Source organism: Janthinobacterium sp. YR213, from assembly GCF_900099875.1.
Classification (GTDB): Bacteria; Pseudomonadota; Gammaproteobacteria; order Burkholderiales; family Burkholderiaceae_D; genus Janthinobacterium; species Janthinobacterium lividum.
Genome location: NZ_FNDA01000001.1, coordinates 766,313 through 788,818, shown reverse-complemented (window position 1 = coordinate 788,818; position 22,506 = coordinate 766,313). Strand labels below are relative to the sequence as shown.

Genomic DNA, 22,506 nt, shown 5'->3' with positions numbered 1-22,506 from the left:
CATGCTCGACTTTACCAGCGCCCTCTACCTGGGCATGCGCCATCCGGCGGCCGCGTTGGCGCCGTGGAGCAGCTTGAGCCTGGGCAAGCCGGCCGCGCTGCAGGAGCCGCCCGGCGCGCAGGCCCTGGCAGCAAGCCTGGCTGCGCTGCAAGGCTGCGAGGCGGCCTGCGTGCTGCCGTCGACCTTGCACCTGTTCTGGGACCTGTTCGGCATGCTGGCTGCCGAGCGCCTGGTGATCCTCGTCGATGGCGGCAGCTACGCCATCGCGCGCTGGGGCGCCGAGCGGGCGCAGGCGCTGGGTTTGCCCTTGCGCTTGTTTCCCAGCGGCGAGATGGCGGCGTTGCGGCAACTGGCGGCGGCCTGGGGCAGGCAAGGGCGGCGCCCCCTGATCCTGGCCGATGGCTATGTGCCGGGTAGCGAACAGGTCTTGCCGCTGGCCGGCTATGCGGCCCTCGCATGCCAGGGAGGCGGTTACCTGCTGCTGGACGATACGCAGGTGCTGGGCGTGGCGGGCACGGCCGGTGGCGGCTCGGTGCGGCTGCATGGCTTGCCGGGCGGCTACGACAAGGGCGGCGGCCACGTGATCGTCGGCGCCTCGCTGGCCAAGGGATTTGGCGTGCCGCTGGCCGTGCTGGCCGGCAGCCGCAAGCTGCTGCGGCGCTTCGCGGCGCACAGCCAGACGCGCGTGCATGCCAGTCCGCCTTCGGCAGCCGTGCTGGCGGCGGCGCGGCGCGCGCTGGCGCTCAATGCCCGCCATGGCGACGCCCTGCGCGCCAGGCTGGCGGACAGGGTGGCGCAATGGCGGACGGGGATGGCGGCGGCCGGCATTGCCTGCCGCGGTGGCAGCTTTCCCGTGCAGCGTTTGCCCGGCCGCGCCCATTTGCGGCAAGCCTTGCGCGCAGCGGGCGTGCTGGCGCTGGCGCAAGCGGGAGACGGTCCCGGCGCGCTGACTTTTTTGCTGCGGGCCGACCAGACGCCGCGGCAACTGGAGCAGGCGATGGGCTTGCTTGAACATCACATCAGGAGGCGATATGAACGAAGCGTTTGAAATACTGCCCTTTGCGGGGCAGCCAGGGGCGGCCGGCGAACAGGAGTGGTCGCAAGAGTGGTCGCAGGAGTGGCAAGGGGAGGAAGAGGGGGAATGGGAGGAAGAGCGCATGCGTCCTGGCGGCGGGCGAGGCGGCCTGCGTGCAAGGCCGCCGCTGCGAGGCGCGCGCCGTCCCGCGCCGCCGCGCTACCAGGGGCAGGGCCGCCGTCTGCCCCGCTTTGCTCCCCAGCCCATGCCCTACCTGCCGCCGCGCTACCGGGGCTGGGGCGGCTATGCGCCCATCTACCCGACCATTTATCCGGCGGCTTATCCTGCGGCGGAGCCGGCCTTTGGCGACCAGCAGGGGCCGGACCAGGGAGTGGATACGGACCAGGATCAGGGGCAGGACGATGACCAGCAGCAGGGCGAAGTCCCGCCAACGCTGGCCGGCACCATGGGCCGGGTGCCGGAAGCGGCCGCCCTGCGCTACCAGGCGCTGGGGACGCTCGCCGACGCCTTGCGCGACGCGAATGGCCGGGGGCCGGGCCTGTACGTCATCGAGTTCGATGCGGGCGGAAGGCGCCGTGCCTACAGCGGCCAGACGGACGATCTGCACCGGCGTTTGCTGCAGCACCGGCTGTGCGGCCAGATGTTGGCCGTCGACGTGAGCGCGCACCAGGTGTATGTGGCGCCCCTGTCCTCGGCGGCGCAGCGGCGCCGGATCGAACAGCGCATCCACGACGACATGTTCGCCAACCAGCGCGGCGTGCTGACGAACCAGCGGCGCGAACTGGAACTGGCCGTGCTGGGTGAAATGTGGGGCTGACGACAGCGCTTTGACGACTGCGAAGGAGAACATCATGCACCAACTCGAATGCGAATGCGCGCAATGCCGGCAGCGGGCCGGCGCTGCGTTTGAAGTGCTGGAGTTCGGCCAGGACTGGTCCGGCAAGGGCCGCGCGCCGGCCGTCTTCAGCGAAGAGGAAGAACTGCAGCTGGCCATGGAATTGCTGGAAGTGTCCAGCGAAGCGGAGCTGGAACAGTTTCTTGGCAATGTCTTCAAGAGCGTGTGGAAGGGAGTCAAGAAGGTGGGCTCGACCATTGCCAAGGTGGCCAAGCCCTTGGGTGGCGCCTTGAAGGCCGTGGCCAAGACGGCCTTGCCCTTTGTCGGCGGCGCCCTGGGCTCGATGATCCCGATACCGGGCGTGGGCACGGCGCTCGGCTCGGCCCTGGGGCGCGCCGCCAGCAATGCGCTGGAACTGGAAATGGAAGCCGAGGCGCCGGCCGATCGCGAACTGGAGCTGGCGCGCCGCTTCGTGCGCATCGCGGGGCAGGCGGCACGCCTGGCTGCCGACGGCGACGGCAGCGCGCGTGCCGTGGAAAGCGCGCTGACGCGGGCCCTGCATCAGCAACTGCCGCATTTTCGTTCGGCCGCGCCGCAGAGCGAGGAGGAGAGCGGGCGCTGGCGCCGGCGCGGCAACCGCATCGTCGTCATGGGCGACTGGCAATAGCGCGACAAGATGATCATCGATTGCCACTGTCATGCGGGACCGGGCGACGGCTTGAGCGGGCCGTGGGACAGCGATGCGCCGCTGCAAGCCTACCTGCGCCGCGCGCAGGCGGCCGGCATCGCCCGCAGCGTGCTGTTCGCCACCTTCCACTCCGATTACGCCATCGCCAACCATGGCGTGGCGCGCCTGGTGTCGTCCGATCCGCAGCGTTTCTACGGCTTTGCCTTCGTGCATGCGCGGCGCGACCGGGGCCGCATCATGGATCTGGTGCGCACGGCCGTCGAGCGGTACGGCTTTGTCGGCCTCAAGGCGCACCGGTTGGACGCGCGCATTAGCGGCGAAGTGTGCGAGGCGGCCCGTTTCTTCGGCTTGCCCGTGCTGTACGACCCGGCCGGCGAGGTGGCCGTGGCCGAGCTGCTGGCGCAGCAGTATCCCGACGTCGATTTCATCCTGCCGCACCTGGGCAGCTTTGGCGACGACTGGGCCGCGCAGCTGGCGCTGATCGACCATCTGGTGCGCCACCGCAACATCCATACGGATAGCTCGGGCGTGCGGCGTTTTGACTTGCTGCAGCAGGCCGTGCGCCGCGCGGGACCGCACAAGGTCTTGTTCGGTTCGGATGGTCCCTGGCTGCATCCGGGGCTGGAATTGCACAAGATTCAGTTGCTGGGCTTGCCGCCGCAGGATATGGCGCTGATCACGGGCGGCAATTTCTTGCGGCTGGCGCGGCTGGCGTGACGCGGCTTACCGCGCGGCTGGCGTGACCGGCGCTGCCGCGACAGTGGTGGTGGCCGCTTGTGCAGCGCAAGCGGCCGCCTTGCGGCGTAACTGCAGGGCGCGGTCGGTCACCCCAAGGCGGGCGGCGGCGCGCTGGTTGTTGCCGTGCTCATCGGCCAGCACGAGGCGGATGGCCGTGTCGGTGGCGCAGCGCGTGATGTGCGACAGCGTGCAGCCCTGGGCCAGGGCCCGCCGCACGGCCGCTTCAAAGTGCTGGTCGGGCCAGTGCGGCGCCAGCAGCCGTTCTTCCGGGGGCAGGGCGCCGATGGTGATGGGGCCGGGGCCGCAATGGCGGTGCCAGATGTGCGTGACGGTCTGGCGCAGTTCGCGCACATTGCCCGGATAGTCGCGCAGCAGCAGGTATTCGCGCACGGCGGCGTCCAGCGGGGGCGGCGGCTGCTGGGCCAGTTCAGCGAGGAAATGGCGGGCCAGCGGCAGGATGTCGTCCTGGCGTGCGCGCAAGGGCGGTATCTGGCAGCGCCAGCCGGCGATGCGGTAATACAGGTCGGCACGGAAGGCGCCGCGCGCCACCTCGCCTTCCAGTTCGCGGTTGGTGGCGCAGACGAGCCTGAATTGCGTCGGCTGCCAGGTATTGCCGCCCACGCGCTTGTATTTGCGCTCCTGGATGGCGCGCAGCAGCTGCGCCTGCAGGAGCAGCGGCAGTTCGCCCACCTCATCGAGGAAGAGCACGCCGCCGTCGGCCAGGGCAAAAGCGCCGTCGCGCGCGGCCGCCGCGCCCGTAAACGCGCCCCGTTCATGGCCGAACAGTTCGCTGCCGGCCAGTTCCGGCGACAGGGTGGTGCAGTCGAGGATGGTGAAGTCGCCTCTGCAGTTGCCGAGGCGGTGGACCAGTTGCGCCAGTAAATCCTTGCCCGTGCCCGTCTCGCCCGTGATCAGCATCGACGCCTGGCTGAAGGCGGCCATTTCCACTACCTGGTGCAGCAAGGCGGTCCAGGCCGCGCTGTCGCCCACCAGATGCTGGCGCACGGCGCCGGACGCCAGTATCTGCGCCACGGCTTGCCAGCGCTGCAGGCGCGCCAGCACCTGGCCCGCATCGACGGCGCCGCCAGGCCACAGCAGCACATCGAGCGCGCCTGCCGCCATCAGGGCCCGCTGTTGCGCGCAGCTGGGAGGGCGGCCGCAGGTGGCAATGGCCAGCACGCGGGCATGGCCGCACAGCGCCGGCAGCGCTTGCAGCAGGGCCTTATCGGTCTCGGCAAACAGCACGATGCCCGCGCCGTCTTCCTCGCCATCGTGCCGCCGGGCTACAGTTACCTGAGCCTGCTTCAGGGCCGTCATCAGCAAGGCGCCACTGCCAGCCGCCGCCTGCTGCATGATTTCCAGCCACACCTTGAGCGTCATATGCCTGCCATCACGAGGGCACGAGTCGCCCATCTTAGAAGCCCGATACCCCAGCCGTTTGATCTGGCGCAAGCGTGCGCGGTGGCCTGAAATGAAAAACGCCACCTGAAAGGTGGCGTTCATGAGTGACGTTCAAGGAACGTCACAAGAATGGCTAAAAACGTTCAGGGCAAGGCGCATTGCCGAAGACAGTACGAATAGTACGGCTAGGCAATGCAACGCCGCCATGGACGATTTTTAGGCGTTCTCATCCAGTTTGACGCAATCGACGAAGTAGCCGCGTTTGCCATCGACTTCGCGTTTCACGAGGCCATGCACATCCGTCTCGAAGCCGGGGAAGCGCTCGTTGAAGTCGCGTGCGAAGCGCAGGTAGTCGACGATGGTCTTGTTGAAGCGCTCGCCGGGGATCAAGAGCGGAATACCCGGCGGGTACGGCGTCAGCAGGATGGACGTGATTCGGCCTTCCAGTTCGTCGATGGCCACGCGCTCGATTTCGCGGTGCGCCATCTTGGCGAAGGCGTCCGACGGCTTCATGGCCGGGATCATGTCCGACAGATACATTTCCGTCGTCAAACGGGCCACGTCGTAAGCCTTGTAGAAATCATGGATCTGCTGGCACAGGTCGCGCAAGCCCATTTTTTCGTAGCGTGGGTTGGCCGCCGCAAACTCTGGCAGGATGCGCCACATCGGCTGGTTCTTGTCGTAGTCGTCCTTGAACTGTTGCAAGGCGGTCAGCAGGGTATTCCAGCGGCCCTTGGTGATACCGATGGTAAACATGATGAAGAACGAGTACAGGCCGCATTTTTCAATGATGACGCCGTGCTCGGCCAGATATTTGGTGACGATGGACGCGGGGATGCCCGTGTCGCCGAACTGGCCGTCCAGCGACAGGCCCGGGTTGACGATGGTCGCCTTGATCGGGTCGAGCATGTTGAAGCCGGGAGCGAGGTCGCCGAAGCCGTGCCAGTCATCCTCGGCGCGTATCATCCAGTCTTCCTGCTGGCCCATGCCTTCGTCGTTGAAGGTGGCCGGACCCCACACCTGGAACCACCAGTCCTGGCCCCACTCCTGGTCGATCTTCTTCATGGCGCGGCGGAAATCGAGCGCTTCCATGATCGACTCTTCCACCAGGGCCGTGCCGCCCGGCGCTTCCATCATGGCCGCGGCCACGTCGCACGAAGCGATGATGGAATACTGCGGCGACGTCGAGGTATGCATCAGGTAAGCCTCGTTGAAGGCGTCCTGGTCCAGCTTGACCGTGTCCGATTCGCGCACGAGGATTTGCGAGGCCTGCGACAGGCCGGCCAGCAATTTGTGCGTGGATTGGGTCGAGAAGATCATCGATTCCTTGGCGCGCGGACGGTCCTTGCCGATGGCGTGCATATTCTTGTAGAAATCGTGGAAGGTGGCGTGCGGCAGCCACGCTTCATCGAAGTGCAGGGTGTCGATCTTGCCGTCCAGCATTTCGCGCAGGGTTTCCACGTTGTAGATCACGCCATCGTAGGTCGATTGCGTGATGGTCAGGATGCGCGGTTTCTTGTTCTTCGCTTCGCGCGCGAACGGATTGGCTTCGATCTTGCGGGCAATGCTTTCCGGCGTGAACTCATGCAGCGGGATAGGGCCGATGATGCCCAGGTGGTTGCGCGTCGGCATCAGGAACACGGGAATCGCGCCGCACATGATGATCGAGTGCAAGATCGACTTGTGGCAGTTGCGGTCGACGACGACGATGTCGCCTGGCGCCACGGTCGAGTGCCACACCATCTTGTTCGAGGTGGACGTACCGTTGGTGACGAAATAGCAATGGTCGGCATTGAAGATGCGCGCGGCATTGCGTTCGGACGCGGCGACAGGGCCCGTATGGTCGAGCAGCTGGCCCAGTTCCTCGACGGCGTTGCAGACGTCGGCGCGCAGCATGTTTTCACCGAAGAACTGGTGGAACATCTGGCCGATCGGCGACTTCAGGAACGCCACGCCGCCCGAGTGGCCGGGGCAGTGCCATGAGTAGGAACCGTCGTTGGCGTAGTGCACCAGTGCGCGGAAGAATGGCGGCGACAGGCCATCCAGGTAGGATTTCGCTTCGCGGATGATGTGGCGCGCGACGAATTCCGGCGTATCTTCGAACATGTGGATGAAACCATGCAGTTCGCGCAGGATATCGTTGGGGATATGGCGCGAGGTGCGCGTTTCGCCGTACAGATAAATAGGGATATCGGCGTTCTTGTAGCGGATTTCCTCGACGAAGGCGCGCAGCGATTTCAAGGCGTGATCGGTTTCCTCGATGGAACCGGCGCCGAATTCTTCATCGTCGATCGACAGCACGAAGGCTGACGCGCGCGATTGCTGCTGGGCAAATTGCGACAAATCGCCGTAGCTGGTCACGCCCAGCACTTCCATGCCTTCTTTTTCCATTGCGGCGGCAAGGGCGCGAATGCCCAGGCCGGACGTATTTTCAGAACGGAAATCCTCGTCAATGATGACGATAGGGAAACGAAATTTCATGCATGTCTCCAAAAAAGCAAGCCGCCCCTGACATATGTGAAGGGGCGGACTAGGGCGCGACGGTCAGGCGGTAGTGCAACCCGGCAGCCGCAGAAAAAAAATAAGAACGGGATTCTCGCAGAAATGCGGCGTCTGCGGGAAAAAAATATCGTAGCAAAGCGTCACAAGCGTGCGCTAGCGTGACGCATGGGTGTGACAGGGGTATTACAGCAACATTCTGCTAGTCAATATAACCTTATCAGGCTTTGCGTTGCAGCGTGACAAAGGCGTAAGGCAGGCCGGATTTCTCCGAAACATGCGTTTCGCGCGCGGTTTCTTGCCACACGGCATGATCAACGGCGGGGAAAAAGGCATCGCAGTCAAACGTCTGGCCGATTTCCGTGATGATCAAACGCTGTGCCAGTGCCAGCGACTGCTGGTAGATTTCCGCGCCGCCGATGACATAGCCTTCGGCGCCGTCCAGCAGCGCGATGGCCGCTTCCAGCGACGACACCGCTTCCACGCCCTCATGGCGCCAGTCCGGATTGCGCGTGATGACGATGTTGCGGCGGTTCGGCAGCGGACGGCCGATGGAATCGAAGGTCTTGCGGCCCATGAGGATGGGATGGCCCGTCGTCAGACGCTTGAAATGCGCGAGGTCTTCCGGCAGTTTCCACGGCAGGGTGTTGTCGATGCCGATGCCGCCTTGCTGGTCGGTGGCGACGATGATGGTCAGTAAGCTCATTGGTTCCGTGAAAAAGGTGGGGGCGATGCCCGATGCCCGCCATTATCGTTGAAATTGCCGGCGGTCTCCAGATGCGCACGCATGGCGTCGGCCAGCGCGCCTGGTGCTTCCAGCGGAATCATGTGACCGGTGTTGTCTTTCAGCAGGTGCAGGGTGGCTTGCGGCAGGCGGGCGGCCATGGCGCGCAGATCGTCGGGATCGACGAGCTTGTCCTCTTCGGCACCCACGATCAGCACGGGAAAACCGAGTTCCGGCAAGCGCGCCATCAGGTCGGGGCGGGCGATGGTGGTGATGAATTGCGCCAGCAGCACGTCCTTGCCCAGGTCCAGCCCCATCTGCCGGATCAGGCCCGTGATGCCGGTGTCTTCCAAGTGCGACAGGTGCAGCAGTTCGCGCAGGCGCTGGCGCGTGATGCCCGCATAGGCATTGCGCTCGAGCATGGCGACGATGCGCTGGCGCGCTTCGATTTCCGCCGGCAGCAAACCTTTGGCCGAATTGGCGATCAAAGTGAGGGACTGGACGCGCTGCGGGTGCGCCAGCGCGTGTTCGAGCGCCAGGTAGGCGCCCAGCGAAAAGCCCACCAGATGGGCTTGAGGAGCGCTGTGGCTGGCGATCATCTGCTGCATCTGCGTGCGCGTGCGCGCCTGGTGCAGGGGCACGTGCTGCAGATCAAAGGCGTCGCCCAGGGCAGGCGCCAGGCGCGACCACAGGCGCTCGTCGCACAGGGTGCCGGGAATACAGTCGAGTCGTATCTTGGTATTGTTCAAGGACAAGCCTGGGTGCAGGATGGTAAAAATTTTTGTCGAGCGGCATTATCCGTCATTTTGCGCATTGGGGCAGCGGCACGGTATTTTCCGCATGGCATTATTTTCAATAGTGCGCGGCTGGCAAGCAGTAACTTTATGGTAGGCTCATGGCTCATCAAGCCGGTACGCTGGCGACGTGACCTGAAACACCGAATGCAACCCCCACATTAAAGAGGAATTACCATGGCGATCAGTTTGCAAAAAGGCGGCAATGTCAACCTGAGCAAGGAAGCTCCTGGCTTGAAGAAAATCGTGATTGGCCTGGGCTGGGACCCGCGCGCCACCGATGGCGCCGCATTTGACCTGGACGGCAGCGCCTTCCTGCTGAAAACGGATGGCAAGGCCCGCTCCGATGCCGATTTCATTTTCTACAACAACCTGAAGTCGGCTGACGGCTCCATCGTCCACGCGGGCGACAACACCACGGGCGGCGGCGATGGCGATGACGAGAAAGTTGCCGTCGACCTGGCCAACGTGCCTGCCGATATCGACAAGATCGCCGTGGCCGTCACCATCCACGACGCGGAAAACCGCAAGCAGAACTTCGGCATGGTCGGCAAGGCCTACATCCGCTGCCTGAATGGCGACAACGGCGCGGAAATCGCCCGCTACGACCTGTCGGAAGACGGCTCGACGGAAGCGGCCATGATCTTCGGCGAAATCTACCGCGCCGGCAGCGAATGGAAATTCAAGGCCATCGGCCAGGGTTTCAAAGGCGGCCTGGGCCCACTTGCACGTTCCTTCGGCATTAACGCCTAAGAGCTCCGGAAAACGGCCCATGGCCGCGTTGCGTCACCTCGCCGTACTATTCGTACTGTCTTCGGTGACGCGCCTTGCCCTGAACCGTTGTCCGAAGCTCTTTTAGCTTTGTATAGAACCCAGAACGGCGGTCCATGGCGGCGTTGCTCCGCCATGGACTGACTGTACATTCGTACTGTCTTCGGACGACGGGCCTTGCCTTGAGCCCTTGTCCGAAGCTCCCACACCTGAATAAATAATCGCATGGAAAACCTGATCAAGGGGCAGCGCCTGGCGCTGTCCGGCCTCGTCACGGGCAATGTCGTGCAACTGGGCCTCGCCAGCGCTGGCGTGCCGCTGGACTTTGCCTGTTTCGGCCTCGATGCCAACGGCAAGCTGTCCGACGACCGCTACATGACTTTCTTCAACCAGCCGCGCACGCCGTGTGGTGGCGTGGAAACCGTGGCGCCGTCCCGCGATGCGGCCGGTTTCAGCTACCAGCTGGACCGCTTGCCGTCCTCCATCGAGCGCCTGGTCGTCACGGCCGCCATCGATGGCGCTGCCACCATGGCGCAGCTGGGCAGCAGTTACCTGCGCCTGCTCGACGGCGGGCGCGAACTGGCCCGCTACACCTATGCGGGCGCTGATTTTGCGCAGGAAAAAGCCGTCATGCTGGGCGAGTTCTACCGCAAGGACGGCGGCTGGCGTTTCATGGCCGTGGGCCAGGGTTTCAATGGCGGGCTGGACGCGCTGGTCGCGCATTTCGGCGGTGAAGTGGCGCAGGCGGCAGCGGAAACGGCGCCATCACCCAAGATTTCCCTGTCGAAAATCTCGCTGACCAAGGCAGGCCAGACGCACAAGGTGTCGCTGGAAAAGGGCGCCGGCGCGCCGGGCAAACTTACCGTCAAGGCTACCTGGGTCGATAACGGCGATGGCGACGACGACAACGACGACCTTGATTTGCGGGTCGGCATCCTCTTGCCGAATGGCCAGATGCGCTTCATCCAGGCGCCCGATAAGCCCGGCAACTTTGGCGTCATGCCCTTCGTGCTCCACCTGGGCGACGTGGCGGGCGCATCGGGCAAGGAGCCCGCCACGGAAACCGTGGAAGTCAATCCCGCCCTGGCGCAGCATTACGGCGGCACGGTGGGGCTTGTCTTCAGCGTGTATTCGGCGCTGGCCAATGGCGCCGTCTCCGTCGCTTCCATGCGGCCGAAGATGGTCATGCAATATGGCGAGCAGATCGTCGAGTGCGCATTCGATTTCCGCCTGTCCAAGGCGGCCGACGACGATTCCGTCTACACCTATGTGATCGGCATGGCGCGCATCACGCCCGACAGCATCATTCTGGAACCGTCGGGCAAGACGTCGGAACCGGGCAGCGAAGCGACGCCGTGGCTGAGCTGGCAGGGCGAGAACCTGCAGCTGGCCTTCAACGGTCCCGTCGTCTTCAAGGGCGAGGACAAGGAAGACGAAGATGATTTCAATGCGGACAATCCGCGCCGCTACATCGCCTAGGAGACACTGATGGAAACCTTGTCCAAAGGACAGCGCTTGCCGCTGGCCAATCTCGTTCCCGACGGCGTGCTGCAGGTGGGCGTGGCGGCGCAGGGACTGGCGCTCGACGTGGCCTGTTTCGGTCTCGATGCCGACGGCAAACTGTCCGACGAGCGCTACATGACCTTTTTCAACCAGCCGCGCACGCCATGCGGCGGCGTGGAAGCGCGTTCGGGCAGCGCTGGCGACATGACCGAGTTTGCCATGCAACTGGCGCGCTTGCCGGCCAGCATAGACCGTCTCGTCGTGACGGCGTCCATCGATGGCGGCGGCGTGATGTCGCAGCTGCAAGCCGGCCACGTGCGCCTGCTGGCGGGAGGACGGGAACTGGCCCGCTTCGCCTTCGCGGGCAGTGATTTCGCGCAAGAAAAAGCCGTCATGCTTGCCGAACTGTACCGCAAGGATGGCGGCTGGCGCTGCATGGCCGTGGGACAAGGTTTCAATGGGGGGCTCGACTCCCTGGTGCGCCACTTCGGCGGCGAAGTCGACCAGGCCGCGCCTGCCGCTCTTGCTAGCCCTGCGGCGGCGTCTGCCGTCATGCAGGCGAAGATCAACCTGGAAAAGCGCGTGGAACGCGAAGCGCCGCAGTTGGTCAGCCTGGTCAAGCAGGCGGGCGTGTCGCTGCAAAAAGTGGGCTTGCTTGACCACCGCGCCAAGGTCTGCCTGTGCCTGGATATTTCCGGTTCCATGGGGCGGCTGTATATAGAGGGGCTGGTGCAGCGCTTTGCCGAACGCATCCTGGCCCTGGGCTGCAAGTTCGACGACGATGGCGAGATCGATGTTTTCCTGTTCGGCAAGAACGTCCATCATCCGGCACCCATGGACTTGAGCAACTGCAACACCTATGTGGGGCGGGCGATCATCCGCCACCCGCTGGAAGGCGACACGCGCTATGGCGCCGCCATGCAGGCGATCCGCGCGTTTTACTTCCCTGACGCGGCCGGCGGCGAGCGCACGCGCCCCGTCGCGGCGGAATTGCCCGTGTACGTCATGTTCGTCACCGATGGCGGCACCAGCGACCAGGCGACGACGGAGAAACAATTGCGCTGGGCCAGCAATGAACCGATCTTCTGGCAATTCATGGGCATCGGCAAGGGGCGCAAATCGAAAAGCAAGTTCCTCGCCGCCTTTGCCGATTCCGACTTCCCCTTTTTGGAAAAGCTCGACGAATTGCAGGGACGCCTGGTCGACAATGCCAATTACTTTTCCGTCAGCTCGCCCGACGAGCACAGCGATGAGGAACTGTATGACTTGCTGATGACGGAGTATCCGGGCTGGCTGAAACTGGCACGTAGCAATGGCCTGCTGACCTAGCTGCTCCCCAAGGTGTGAGGCTGTAATGCCACAAGCGCAAGAGATTTGTAAATTGAAGTAAATTGCAATTGTTTGCCTATGCGTTGGCCCCTAGAATCATGGCATTCGATTCCCGGTTGCCACGCGTTTGCGTTGCGCCTCACAGTTCCTGGGCTATTTATTTCATGCATAAAATTGTTCTCTGCTGCCTGGCTGGCGGCAGCCTGCTGTCTGCCAATGTTTCCGCTCAGGCACAGGCCGCGGCCACCGGCGACGCCGTCGTCAAGCCGGCGCCGGCCAAGGCGCCCGCCATTGATGCACCGCCTTCCGTCAGCGTGACGGCCGAGCGTCCCACGGGCCGCATCGACCGGCAAGTCTACGACGTCAAGTCCGACGTGGGCAGCAGCAACGGCACGGCGGCCGATGCCTTGAACAATGTGCCGTCGGTGGCCGTCGACCCCGATGGCAGCGTTTCCCTGCGCGGCAGCAGCAATGTGCAGATATTGATTGATGGCAAGCCGTCAGCCATGTTGCAGGGCGATTCGCGCGGCGCCACCCTGAACGCCATGGCGGCCGACGATATCGAGTCCGTGGAAGTGATCAACAATCCCGGTGCCCAGTTCGGCAACGAAGCCGGTGGCGGCCCGATCCTGAACCTGGTGATGCGGCGCAACCGCAAGCCGGGCGGCTTTACCACCGTCAACGCGAATGCGGGCATCGCGGGGCGCTACAACAGTGCCGTGTCCGGCACCTACAACGAAGGGCCGTGGGGCTACCAGGGCGGCATCAATGTACGCCACGACGGCCGCAATTCCGTGGGCGAGGTCAGCCGCGAGCGCCTGGAACGCGGCACGGGGGCATTTGCCCCCAGCAGCCAGCAGTCCAGCAACAATGGCTTGAACGATTCGCTGGGCTTGCACGGCACGGTGAATTACAACCTGAACGCCAGCGACACCCTGGCCGCCAGCGTGTCGTACAACGGCCGCAGCAACGACCAGCGCTCGCTCGACCGCTACATCAACGGCGACAGCACGGGCAGCACCATCGGCGACTATGTGCGCAGCACCGTGCGCAACGGCGACAGCCGCAACTACAGCTGGGGCGCGCGCTACGACCACAAGGGAGAGTTGCCGGGAGAATCGCTGAAGATCGACTTGCGCGTTTCGTCGTCGACCAACGAGAGCGACAGCGATTACGCCAATACCTACGCGGTGACGCCCGTGAATGCCTTCGACAGCCGCGCGCGCCAGCACAGCGAGACGGGCAACCGCATCGTCGACTTCAGCGGCGACTACGAGCGGCCGCTGGCGGGCGGCACGGCCAAGCTGGGCTACAAGGTGGCCGACAACAAGAGCAGTTTCGATACCTTATATACGGACATCAACCCGGGCAGCCTGCTGGAGACTGTCAATCCCATGCGCAGCAACCGTTTCGAGCTCGACGAGCGCACCATCGCGCTGTACGGCTCCTACCAGATGCGCCTGAGCGAACGTTGGGGCGCGCTGGCCGGCTTGCGCGCCGAATACACGGACTTGAACGTGCGCCAGATTACCAGCGGCGTCGAGGCCAGCAACAATTACGTCAATTACATTCCCAGCCTGTTCGCCACCTACAAGGTCAGCGACGAGAGCAACCTGCGCTTCAGCTATGCGCACCGCATCCGCCGCCCGAATGCGGGCGACCTGAATCCTTACGTGGTCTACCGCGACGAGTTCAATGTGTCGGCCGGCAATCCCAAGCTGAAACCGACGCAGACGGACTCGTTCGAGATCGGTTATGAAACGAAGATCGCGGGCCTGGAAAGCAGCTTGCGCGCCTACCACCGGCGCGACACGGACGCCATCGTCGATTACCGCTACTTTATCAGCGACAATGTGCTCTTGACGACGCGCGAAAACGGCGAAGGCAGCCATTCGAGCGGCCTGGAATTCAGCGTCAGCGGCAAGCTGACGCCATCGCTGACCCTGAACACGAGCGGCAACCTGGCGCGCAGCCAGCAGACGAGTTCGGATGACCTGGGCAACCGCAGCACGCGCACGGCGAATGCCCTGAGCGGCCGCGCGCGCCTCAATTACCAGGTCAATCCCGCCAACCAGCTGCAGCTGGCCCTGCAAATGCAAGGCAAGATGCTGTCGGGGCAGGGCTACCGCTCGCCGAACAACACCTTGAATGTGAGCTGGCGCCATACGGTGACGCCGCAGCTGAGCCTGGTCATGAATGTGACTGATGTGTTTAGCAGCAACAAGATGGAAACCGTCATCAACAGCGCTTCCCTGCGCGAGACGAGCACGCGGCGCTTCGATGGCCGCATGATTTATGTGGGGCTGTCGTACCGCCTGGGCGGCGCCACGTCGGCGGCGAAAGAGGGCGAGCGCGAACCGCGTTTCGGCCCGCCGGGCGGACGCGGGCCAGGCGGCCCCGGTCCCGGCGGTCCGGGAGGCGAGGCAGGCTAGGCCGCTGTCGCGATCTCGTTCAGGAAGTCGATGAAACTGTCCGCATGGCGCTCGAAGCGCCATGCGCCCATGCCATGTTCGGCGCGATACACGGGGGCATCGCCATCGGCGACGGCGCCCAGGTCCAGGCAATACGGATCGGCGCCCGCATCGGCGATCACCAGGTACTGCTCCGGCCAGCCGGCGATGGCTTCACCGCTGACGGGATTCCAGGCGTAACCGTGCTGGGCCTTGATGAGCCCGGCCGCGCCATACAGGCTCAAACCCTGGAAATACTGCCGGCTGTCGATAAACACCCGCAGCGGCGAATGGCAAGCCAGGAAGCGCCGGTAGTGCTCCGGCAAGGCCCAGCGCTGCGCGATGCCGGCCATGTCGGCGGCGCTGGCGATGGTCAGCCAGTTCGATGGCTGCGCCAGGTCCTGCTCCTTCTTGCGACTGGCGGCCAGCTTTTTCTCCAGCCTGGCCGCGGCTTTTTCCAGCGGCGTGCCGGGATACTCGAGCGACGCGTGGGTGGCGGGCACGGCATGGCCTGCCCCATCCGGATAAGCGTCGCCCTGCCAGGCCAGCACGTCGGCCAGCCGTAGCTGTTCTGCCTTCCAGTGGCCGGGATCGTAAGGCAAACCCGCATCGAAAGGCTGGCGGCTGAACACGGCCAGGCTTTTGACGGCCTTGGCGCGCACGCTCAGCTTGGCATTTTCCGCAGTGGCCAGGGCCACGAGCGGAGCATACGCCGCCTTGCCCATGCTTTTGAGCATGCCATCCACGCCCCAGTAGGCGAGGCCGTCTATATCGAGGCTCCAGCTGAAAAAATCGCCATATTCGCCCGGCTCGGCCAGGGCGACGATATCCGTCATCAGGAAGGCGCGCCAGTGCAGCAGCTGGCCGTCCCTGGCGTAGGCGATTAGGATGGCGAGCACGGCTTGCCGCTCGTCGGCAGCATGCTTTTTCAGCAGCCTGTCCTTCAGGCGGGCGAACTTGTTTCCGTCGGTTTCATCAAACAGCTTGCGGTGCAGGGCTGCCAGCGGTGCGACCGCCATCAGACGGCCATCGCGGCCTTGATGGGCGCGTGGTGTTCATAGCCTTCCAGCGAGAAATCGGACGGTTCGATTTTTTCCAGCCATTCCGGCTCGTACTTGCCGGTTTTGGCAAAGTCGGGCACACGGTCGGAAATGACGAAACGCGGCGCCGGGAAGGGTGTGCGCTTGAGCTGTTCTTCCACCATGTCGAGGTGGTTTTCATAGATGTGCGCGTCGCCGATGAAGTACGTGAACCAGCGCGGCGTGTAGCCCGTCAGGCGCGCCACCAGGTGCAGCAGGGCGGCGCCTTCGGCGATGTTGAACGGCGTGCCCAGGCCGATGTCGTTGCTGCGCACATATAAGCACAGCGAGATTTCGCGCGTGCTGGCGTTCGGGATGAACTGGTACAGCAAATGGCAGGCGGGCAGGGCGACGGCGTCCAGCACGGCCGGGTTCCAGCCGTGGAACAGGATGCGGCGGCTGCCGGGGTTGTGCATGATGGTGTCCAGGCATTCGCGCAACTGGTCGACGGCCTTGTACAGCAGCACTTTCTGCACGCCGTTTTCGGCGATGGGGGCGATCAAGGTGAAACCGTTCGCTTGCGCATCGGCGATCTGCGCCGGCTGGTCAGCGTCCAGCAGTTTATACGCGGGCCATTGGCGCCATTGCACGCCGTACACGGGACCCAGGTCATCCTCGCCTTCGCGGTAGGGGTTGGCCAGCCATTGCGCATTTTCATTGGCGTTCTGGTCCCAGACTTTACAGCCCAGCGCGCGGAACTCGGCCGCGTTGCGCGAGGCGCGCAGGAAGGCGCACAATTCGCCGATCACGGATTTGAAAGCCAGTTTCTTGGTTGTCACGGCAGGGAAATTGCCGTTGGCCAAGTCGAAACGCATCATGGCGCCCGGCACGCTCAGGGTGCGGATGCCTGTGCGGTTGTCTTGCCAGCTGCCCGTTTCGAGCACGGTCTTGATCAAATCTTGATATTGCTGCATGTATTTCTCCAACGGTAAGGATGGTGATTGTAACGCAGGCGCGACAGGCGGGCTGCGGCCCGCACACATAATTACGCTGCTGTCTTACCTGCAAACATGACTCTGTGGTAATTTGTGTGTCCTTGAAGAAATACACAGAAACGGCAGATGCTGCACCATGTTCTTGCGACAATTTGTAAATAATAATAACGCCGCCGTGGTGGAGATGAGCAGGGCCGATTTTCTCAAGGCCAACCTGCGCCTGATCCTGGCCTGGCCCTTGCTGGGCCTGATCCTGTGCGCCGTACTGTGGACGGCCACCTTGCTGCAGCTGGAGGCGGAAAAGAAGGTGGCGCAGCAGCAGGCGCTCGACAGCGTGTCTTCCTTGTCGAAAGCGTATGGCCAGTATCTGCTGCGCACCCTGGAGCAGATGGACCAGCTGACCTTGCAGCTCAAATACGAGTGGGAGAATTCGCGCGGCCAGCTGCGTCTCGACCAATTGAAGACGCAGGGCATGTATGCCTTGCCGCAATTTGCCATCGTCGCCATCCTCGACCGCAAGGGCCACGCCGTGACGGCCACGGCGCCGCTGCAGCGCCTGCGGGTCAACGAGCGCAGCGATTTCCTGCTGCGCCACTGGCGCAGCAATTCCAGTGCGCTGCGCATCGCGCTGGGGAGGGCCAATGCGGCTAGCGAGGCGGCGGTGCCGGGCGCCGATGAAAGCCTCGTGCATTTCACGCGCCGGCTGGAAGACGAGGATGGCAATTTTGACGGCGTGCTGCTGATCTCCATCCATTCCAGCTATTTTTCCGAATTCTACAACAGCGTCAGTTTTGGCAAGTTCGGCATGTCGGCCATGGTGGGCGAGGAGGGCGAGCTGTTCAGCACGCGCCTTGGCTCGCGCGTGTTGCCGACCCCGAGCGGCGAGGACACGCCGTTTCTCGACACCAGCCTCCTGGAAACGGAGAGCGGCGCCCTGCATTCGGGCGGCAGGATCGCTTTTTCCGACAAGCAAAGCCGCTACGTGGGCTGGCAGGCGCTGAAAGCCTATCCGTTTACGGCCGTGGTCGGATTGTCGGACGGCGAAATGCTGCATCCCTACGAGGAAACGCGCACGATATATATCGGCATCGCCTTTGCCGTCACCTTGCTGCTGCTGGCCTTTGCCGCCGTCGCCACCGTGCTGTCGCTGCGCCTGGCGTGGCGCCACCACCAGTCCGAAGGCGTGCGCAATGCCTACCGCATGGCCACCGAAGGCACGAGCGACGGCTTCTATATCATTGCCGCCCTGCGCGGCACGGATGGCAGCATTCTCGATTTCGAGATCGTCGACTGCAACGAGCCGGGCGCCGGCTACTTTGGCGTGCGCCGCGAACAGTTGCTGGGCATGCGCCTGCAGTCGCGCGCCCACGAGCCGTATTTCCGCGACCTGATCCATAATTACCGGGCCGCCATGGTCTCCGGTTTTTCCGAGGAAGAGATCGAGTTGCCGGAAGGCAATCCGTTCAAGCTGCGCTGGATACGCCGGCGCCTGGTGCGCAGCGGCGACCGTCTGGCCGTCACCCTGCAAGACATCAGCACGGCCAAGGAGCACGAGCGCGACCTGCGCCGCCTGGCCAATGAAGATGGCTTGACGGGCTTGCCCAACCGCTACTGGCTGCAGCAATTCCTGCCCGGGGCCCTGGGCCGCGCCGCCATCGCGCGGCACATGCTGGCGCTGCTGTTCATCGACCTGGACGGCTTCAAGGATATCAACGACACGCAGGGGCACGCGGAGGGCGACAAGGTGCTGCGCGCCGCCTCGCTGCGCCTGAAGGCCGTGCTGCGGCCCGGCGATCACGTGGTGCGCCTGGGCGGCGACGAATTCGTCGTCGTGCTCGACCCGGTGGAGGACGACAGCCGCGCCGAGCAGGTGGCGCAGCGCATCGCCATCGCCTTCGATGAGCCGTTTTACCTGGGCAGCGAGCGCCACAAGATGGGTGCGTCGATCGGCATCAGCCTGTATCCGCGCGATGGCGCCGAGACGGAAGTGCTGCTGAAGAACGCCGATATCGCCATGTATGCCGTCAAGGTGGCGGGCAAGGGCCATCACCGTTTCTTCCAGCCGGAACTGTTTGAAACCATCCGCAACCGCCGCGAACTGGAGCAAAGCCTGGTGGCGGCGCTGGAGCAGGACCAGTTCCTCGTCGTCTACCAGCCGCGGGTCGACGCCATGAGCGGGCAGCTGTGCAGCATGGAGGCGCTGGTGCGCTGGCACCATCCGCAGCATGGCATGGTGCCGCCGCTGGAATTCATCCCCGTGGCCGAGAGCAGCGGCCTCATTTCGCAGCTGGGCGAAGTCGTCATCGAAAAGGTGTGCCTGCAGATGGCGCGCTGGCAAGCCAGCGGACTGGAACTGGTGCCCGTGTCCATCAACGTCTCGGCGCGCCAGTTCGGCCGCGGCGACGTGCACCAGGTGCTGGCCTCGGCCCTGACGCGCCACCGCATCGATGCGCGGCTGATCGAGGTGGAAATCACGGAATCGGCCATGATGGATGAACAGAACCGCGCCGTGGAGCAGCTGTCCGCCATCCGCGCGCTGGGCGTGCGCCTGCTGGTCGACGATTTCGGCACGGGCTATTCCTCGCTGTCGCAGCTGCAGAAGTTCGCCATGGATGGCTTGAAGATCGACCGCGCCTTCACCATGGAGCTGGGCCGCTCGGAGCAGGGCGAAGTGTTCGTGCGCGCCATCCTGTCGATGGCGCATGCGCTGGGCATGAGCGTGGTGGCTGAAGGGGTGGAGACGCGCGAGCAGCTCGACATCCTGCGCGCGCTGCAATGCAACGAGGTGCAGGGCTATTTCATCTCGCGCCCCGTGCCGGCGGAACAGATGCTGTCGCTGATGCATCAGCGCTTTCTGATACCGCTTCCAGCCCCTGCGCTGGCACTGTAGAAGGTCGTATGCGCAGGAAAAACAACGCCGTTTCATAAAAAGAGCGAACGTTCGCTTTTTTCTAAAAAATATTATATGCTTCGCTCATGCCGTCAGTGAATTGGAGTTCACGGCGGCAAGAAAAGTGCAAGACGGGGCAGCTGGATATGCCCGCGATAGTGTGCCGAAGACAATTTCATATAATAAAGAGAGACTAACTTGAAACATAAATATCTGCCCCTCCTGATCGTTGCCGCGTTCGCCGGCATTTCCTCCACCGCACAAGCATCGGGCTACCGTTTCGGTTCGCAAAGCGTTTCCGCCCAGGGCACGGCCGATGCCAGCGGCGCCGAAGCGGCCGATGCATCGACCATTTTCTACAACCCGGCCGGCCTGTCGCGCCTGGAAGGCACGCAGTTCATGGGCGGCGGCACCCTGGTGGTACCGCATTCGACCTATGAAGACACGGGGTCGAGGACGTTCACCGGCCGCACGCCGGGCGGCACGACCAAGGACTATGCGCCGGACGCCGTCTTTGCGCCAGCCCTGTATGCCAGCAAGAAGGTCAATGATCAATGGACGGTCGGCATGGGTCTGTTCGTGCCATACGGCGCCAAGCTCGATTACGGCAATGACTGGAGCGGCCGCTATGCGATCACCAACATCAAGCTCGAAGCCATCGCCCTGAATCCTTCCGTTTCCTTCAAGGTCAATGAACACCACTCCTTCGGTTTCGGCGTCACCGCTGAACACATGAAGGCGGAACTGGGCCAGGCAGTCGACGTGCCGGGTTCCGTGGCCTTCCTGGCCCAGCACGCGCCAGCCGCGTCGCAAGCCTTCCTGGCCAATATCGCCAAGACGCAGGGCCTGGCCGCCGCGCAGGCAGCCGGCGCCGCACTGAAGGGCGCCAAGGATGGCCATGCCTCGATGGATGGCGATGACTGGGGCTTCGGCTTCAACCTGGGCTATCTGTACCAGATGAATGAAGGCACGCGTTTCGGCATTTCCTACCGTTCGTCGATTTCGCACAAGCTGAAAGGCGACACGATCTGGGACTTCTCGCAAGTGTCGGACAACGCCGCCGTGAATGCCTTCATCGCCAAGGCATCGAACAAGGTCAATTCCAAGGCGCTGGTCGAAGTGCGCACGCCGGAAACCCTGTCGGTCAACGCCTTCCATCAGATGGATGATCGTTGGGCCTTGATGGGCGACGTCACCTGGACGCGCACTTCGCGCCTGCAGAACCTGGACATCCAGTTCCCGCCGACGGCCGAAGGCCCGGAGCGCATCCGCCAGCAGTGGAAGAACACCTACCGCGTGTCGCTGGGCACCAACTACAAGTACAGCGAAAACCTGCTGCTGCGCGCCGGTATCGCGCATGACCAGGCGCCAGTGCGCAGCGCCGAGCTGCGTCATCCAGCGCTGCCGGACAGCGACCGCATGCAGTACTCGATCGGCGCGAACTGGAAGCTGAACGCCAATTCCTCGCTCGACCTGGCTTACAGCTTCATTGACTTCAAGGATGCCACTGTCAACTACAAGAATGACTGCTCGCCGGTGACCCCTGGCTGCACCGGCAACGGTGAAACCACCAAGGGCCTGTTCAAGACCCGCATGCAGTTGATCGGTCTCGCTTACAACTACAAGTTCTAAGCAGGTAGTGGCGGCCAACCCGGCCGCCATGAAATGAAAAAAGCGCCTTCGGGCGCTTTTTTTTTGGGGTGTCGCGACTGTGGCGCTGCCGACTTGCGCCGGCTACTCCCGGGCGCGCATGGCCTGATCCAGCAAGGTCAGGGCCAGCCGCACGGTGTCGTCCGGCAGTTCCAGCAACTGATCTCCCACATACCATTCCACCACGCTGTGCCCGGGAAGCGCTGCGTGGCTGGCGCGGCCGAACAGCCAGATGCCGTGGTCTTCGGCCAGCTGATTGCGGATGGCGATGGCCCGCTCGCGCGAGACGGGCAGGTGCAGGTGCAGCATGTTGGCTTGCGGCTGGGCGGGATTGACGGCAATCGACGGGAAGTCGCGCAGCAGCGCGTACAGCCACTGTGTGCGTGCAAAATACTGCGGCATGGCGGCCAGGCGCGCGTCGAACTGCATGGCGGCGGCCACCACGTACGGCGTGCGGTGCACGATATTGCCGCCCTGGCGGCGGAACCACTCGCGCGCCCGCTCGACGAACGGGCGGCTGCCGGCCAGCATGGCGCCACCGAGGCCGCCGATGCCCTTGTACAGCGACACGTACACGGAATCAAAGCCATCGCAGATGGCGGGCAGGGATCGGCCGAAACCGGCTTGTGCTTCCCACAGGCGCGCGCCATCCATGTGCAAATGGATGTTGTGCTCGCGGCAGTGCCGCTTGATGTCATTCAATTCATCCCACGATGGACACTGGCCGCCGATTTCCCGCATCGGCAGCTCGACCTGCGCGGCGCCAAGCGCATCGGGCACGGCGCGCAAGTCGTCCACCGACCACGGGCGGTGCGGGTCGCCGAGCATCAAGCCCTTGAAGTGATCGAGCAATTCATGGTTGCCCCGTTCGTGGCGCAGGATGTGCGAAGTGGGATGCAGCGCCACCAGGCGCGAGCCGCGGTCCTGGCAGGCCAGGCGCAGGGCCGTCACTTGCGTCATGGTGCCCGTGATGCAGAACACGGCCGCCTCGAAGCCGAGCAGGCTGGCGATCTTGTTCTCGAACTGTTCGATCAGCGCGCCTTCGCCATAGGTGTCGTGCGCAACATGGTTGGCGTCGCACCAGGCGGCCATGGCGGCGAAGGTGGCCGCTGGCGTGGACTGGCGGTGGCCCGGCAGGACGGTATGGCAGCGCTGGCGCAGCGCAAGTTCGTTCACGGTCATTC

Annotated in this window: 17 protein-coding genes; 10 read left to right on the top strand and 7 right to left on the bottom strand. The window is 63.9% G+C overall.

From position 1 onward, the window contains the following. Nucleotide 1: 1 nt before the first annotated feature. From BLT98_RS03550 to BLT98_RS03535, 4 genes are read left to right on the top strand one after another with little or no spacing between them, the layout of a single operon-like run. Entirely contained in the window at nucleotides 2-1,048 is a 1,047-nt protein-coding gene (locus BLT98_RS03550) for an aminotransferase class I/II-fold pyridoxal phosphate-dependent enzyme (RefSeq protein ID WP_092605293.1), read from the top strand. Continuing rightward, a complete protein-coding gene (locus tag BLT98_RS03545; RefSeq protein ID WP_139179016.1) occupies nucleotides 1,032-1,853 on the top strand; it encodes a GIY-YIG nuclease family protein in 822 nt (273 codons plus the stop codon). The genes BLT98_RS03550 and BLT98_RS03545 overlap by 17 nt, the downstream gene beginning before the upstream one ends. Before the next feature lie 34 nt (nucleotides 1,854-1,887). Then, on the top strand, nucleotides 1,888-2,538 hold the full coding sequence (locus BLT98_RS03540) for a hypothetical protein (RefSeq protein ID WP_052140303.1): 651 nt from the start codon (nucleotides 1,888-1,890) through the stop codon (nucleotides 2,536-2,538). Nucleotides 2,539-2,547: 9 nt separating this feature from the next. Continuing rightward, a complete protein-coding gene (locus BLT98_RS03535) occupies nucleotides 2,548-3,276 on the top strand; it encodes an amidohydrolase family protein (RefSeq protein ID WP_092605289.1) in 729 nt (242 codons plus the stop codon). A gap of 6 nt (nucleotides 3,277-3,282) precedes the next feature. On the opposite strand, the gene BLT98_RS03530 is transcribed toward BLT98_RS03535, so the two are convergent. The 4 genes from BLT98_RS03530 to BLT98_RS03515 form a co-directional block, all read right to left on the bottom strand. Next, nucleotides 3,283-4,677, bottom strand: coding sequence for a sigma-54-dependent transcriptional regulator (locus BLT98_RS03530; protein WP_092605287.1), 1,395 nt, complete (start codon nucleotides 4,675-4,677; stop codon nucleotides 3,283-3,285). Between the two features lie 237 nt (nucleotides 4,678-4,914). Continuing rightward, the gene (locus BLT98_RS03525; protein ID WP_070280737.1) at nucleotides 4,915-7,179 is read right to left on the bottom strand and encodes an arginine/lysine/ornithine decarboxylase; all 2,265 of its coding nucleotides are present in this window, start codon (nucleotides 7,177-7,179) and stop codon (nucleotides 4,915-4,917) included. 238 nt (nucleotides 7,180-7,417) lie between these two features. After that, nucleotides 7,418-7,903, bottom strand: a complete 486-nt coding sequence (locus tag BLT98_RS03520; RefSeq protein ID WP_092605285.1) for a dihydrofolate reductase — start codon at nucleotides 7,901-7,903, stop codon at nucleotides 7,418-7,420. Next, nucleotides 7,900-8,670, bottom strand: coding sequence for an alpha/beta fold hydrolase (locus BLT98_RS03515; RefSeq protein ID WP_092606857.1), 771 nt, complete (start codon nucleotides 8,668-8,670; stop codon nucleotides 7,900-7,902). The genes BLT98_RS03520 and BLT98_RS03515 overlap by 4 nt, the downstream gene beginning before the upstream one ends. A 222-nt stretch (nucleotides 8,671-8,892) precedes the next feature. On the opposite strand from BLT98_RS03515, the gene BLT98_RS03510 reads away from it, so the two are divergent. The 4 genes from BLT98_RS03510 (at nucleotide 8,893) to BLT98_RS03495 (ending at nucleotide 14,750) form a co-directional block, all read left to right on the top strand. Next, entirely contained in the window at nucleotides 8,893-9,468 is a 576-nt protein-coding gene (locus BLT98_RS03510) for a TerD family protein (protein WP_034784423.1), read from the top strand. A 243-nt stretch (nucleotides 9,469-9,711) separates the two neighbouring features. Next, the gene (locus tag BLT98_RS03505) at nucleotides 9,712-10,965 is read left to right on the top strand and encodes a TerD family protein (RefSeq protein ID WP_092605283.1); all 1,254 of its coding nucleotides are present in this window, start codon (nucleotides 9,712-9,714) and stop codon (nucleotides 10,963-10,965) included. A 9-nt stretch (nucleotides 10,966-10,974) separates the two neighbouring features. Then, nucleotides 10,975-12,318 carry a VWA domain-containing protein gene (locus BLT98_RS03500; protein WP_092605281.1) on the top strand — a complete coding sequence of 448 codons (1,344 nt, stop codon included), beginning with the start codon at nucleotides 10,975-10,977 and terminating at the stop codon, nucleotides 12,316-12,318. Between the two features lie 164 nt (nucleotides 12,319-12,482). Further along, a complete protein-coding gene (locus tag BLT98_RS03495; protein WP_092605279.1) occupies nucleotides 12,483-14,750 on the top strand; it encodes an outer membrane beta-barrel family protein in 2,268 nt (755 codons plus the stop codon). Here the strand turns inward: BLT98_RS03495 and BLT98_RS03490 are convergent. Further along, entirely contained in the window at nucleotides 14,747-15,787 is a 1,041-nt protein-coding gene (locus tag BLT98_RS03490; RefSeq protein WP_092605277.1) for an SMI1/KNR4 family protein, read from the bottom strand. The two genes, BLT98_RS03495 and BLT98_RS03490, sit on opposite strands and share 4 nt — an antisense overlap. Next, nucleotides 15,787-16,761 (bottom strand): thymidylate synthase, encoded by a 975-nt coding sequence (locus BLT98_RS03485; RefSeq protein WP_034784426.1) that lies wholly within the window; start codon nucleotides 16,759-16,761, stop codon nucleotides 15,787-15,789. The genes BLT98_RS03490 and BLT98_RS03485 overlap by 1 nt, the downstream gene beginning before the upstream one ends. A 205-nt stretch (nucleotides 16,762-16,966) precedes the next feature. Between BLT98_RS03485 and BLT98_RS03480 the strand changes: the two genes are divergently transcribed. Both BLT98_RS03480 and BLT98_RS03475 read left to right on the top strand, forming a co-directional pair. Beyond that, nucleotides 16,967-19,672 (top strand): bifunctional diguanylate cyclase/phosphodiesterase, encoded by a 2,706-nt coding sequence (locus BLT98_RS03480; RefSeq protein WP_244517370.1) that lies wholly within the window; start codon nucleotides 16,967-16,969, stop codon nucleotides 19,670-19,672. 198 nt (nucleotides 19,673-19,870) lie between these two features. Next, on the top strand, nucleotides 19,871-21,304 hold the full coding sequence (locus BLT98_RS03475; protein WP_034784427.1) for an OmpP1/FadL family transporter: 1,434 nt from the start codon (nucleotides 19,871-19,873) through the stop codon (nucleotides 21,302-21,304). Between the two features lie 102 nt (nucleotides 21,305-21,406). Here the strand turns inward: BLT98_RS03475 and BLT98_RS03470 are convergent, their stop codons facing one another. After that, nucleotides 21,407-22,498, bottom strand: a complete 1,092-nt coding sequence (locus BLT98_RS03470) for a threonine aldolase family protein (protein ID WP_170846275.1) — start codon at nucleotides 22,496-22,498, stop codon at nucleotides 21,407-21,409. Between the last annotated feature and the right edge of the window lie 8 nt (nucleotides 22,499-22,506).

Excerpts from the sequence above, each read along its gene's own strand:
- BLT98_RS03550 (WP_092605293.1), top strand. The coding sequence starts at position 2 with ATGCTCGACTTTACCAGCGCCCTCTACCTGGGCATGCGCCATCCGGCG.
- BLT98_RS03545 (WP_139179016.1), top strand. The coding sequence starts at position 1,032 with ATGAACGAAGCGTTTGAAATACTGCCCTTTGCGGGGCAGCCAGGGGCG.
- BLT98_RS03540 (WP_052140303.1), top strand. The coding sequence starts at position 1,888 with ATGCACCAACTCGAATGCGAATGCGCGCAATGCCGGCAGCGGGCCGGC.
- BLT98_RS03535 (WP_092605289.1), top strand. The coding sequence starts at position 2,548 with ATGATCATCGATTGCCACTGTCATGCGGGACCGGGCGACGGCTTGAGC.
- BLT98_RS03530 (WP_092605287.1), bottom strand. The coding sequence starts at position 4,677 with ATGACGCTCAAGGTGTGGCTGGAAATCATGCAGCAGGCGGCGGCTGGC.
- BLT98_RS03525 (WP_070280737.1), bottom strand. The coding sequence starts at position 7,179 with ATGAAATTTCGTTTCCCTATCGTCATCATTGACGAGGATTTCCGTTCT.
- BLT98_RS03520 (WP_092605285.1), bottom strand. The coding sequence starts at position 7,903 with ATGAGCTTACTGACCATCATCGTCGCCACCGACCAGCAAGGCGGCATC.
- BLT98_RS03510 (WP_034784423.1), top strand. The coding sequence starts at position 8,893 with ATGGCGATCAGTTTGCAAAAAGGCGGCAATGTCAACCTGAGCAAGGAA.
- BLT98_RS03505 (WP_092605283.1), top strand. The coding sequence starts at position 9,712 with ATGGAAAACCTGATCAAGGGGCAGCGCCTGGCGCTGTCCGGCCTCGTC.
- BLT98_RS03500 (WP_092605281.1), top strand. The coding sequence starts at position 10,975 with ATGGAAACCTTGTCCAAAGGACAGCGCTTGCCGCTGGCCAATCTCGTT.
- BLT98_RS03495 (WP_092605279.1), top strand. The coding sequence starts at position 12,483 with ATGCATAAAATTGTTCTCTGCTGCCTGGCTGGCGGCAGCCTGCTGTCT.
- BLT98_RS03490 (WP_092605277.1), bottom strand. The coding sequence starts at position 15,787 with ATGGCGGTCGCACCGCTGGCAGCCCTGCACCGCAAGCTGTTTGATGAA.
- BLT98_RS03485 (WP_034784426.1), bottom strand. The coding sequence starts at position 16,761 with ATGCAGCAATATCAAGATTTGATCAAGACCGTGCTCGAAACGGGCAGC.
- BLT98_RS03480 (WP_244517370.1), top strand. The coding sequence starts at position 16,967 with ATGAGCAGGGCCGATTTTCTCAAGGCCAACCTGCGCCTGATCCTGGCC.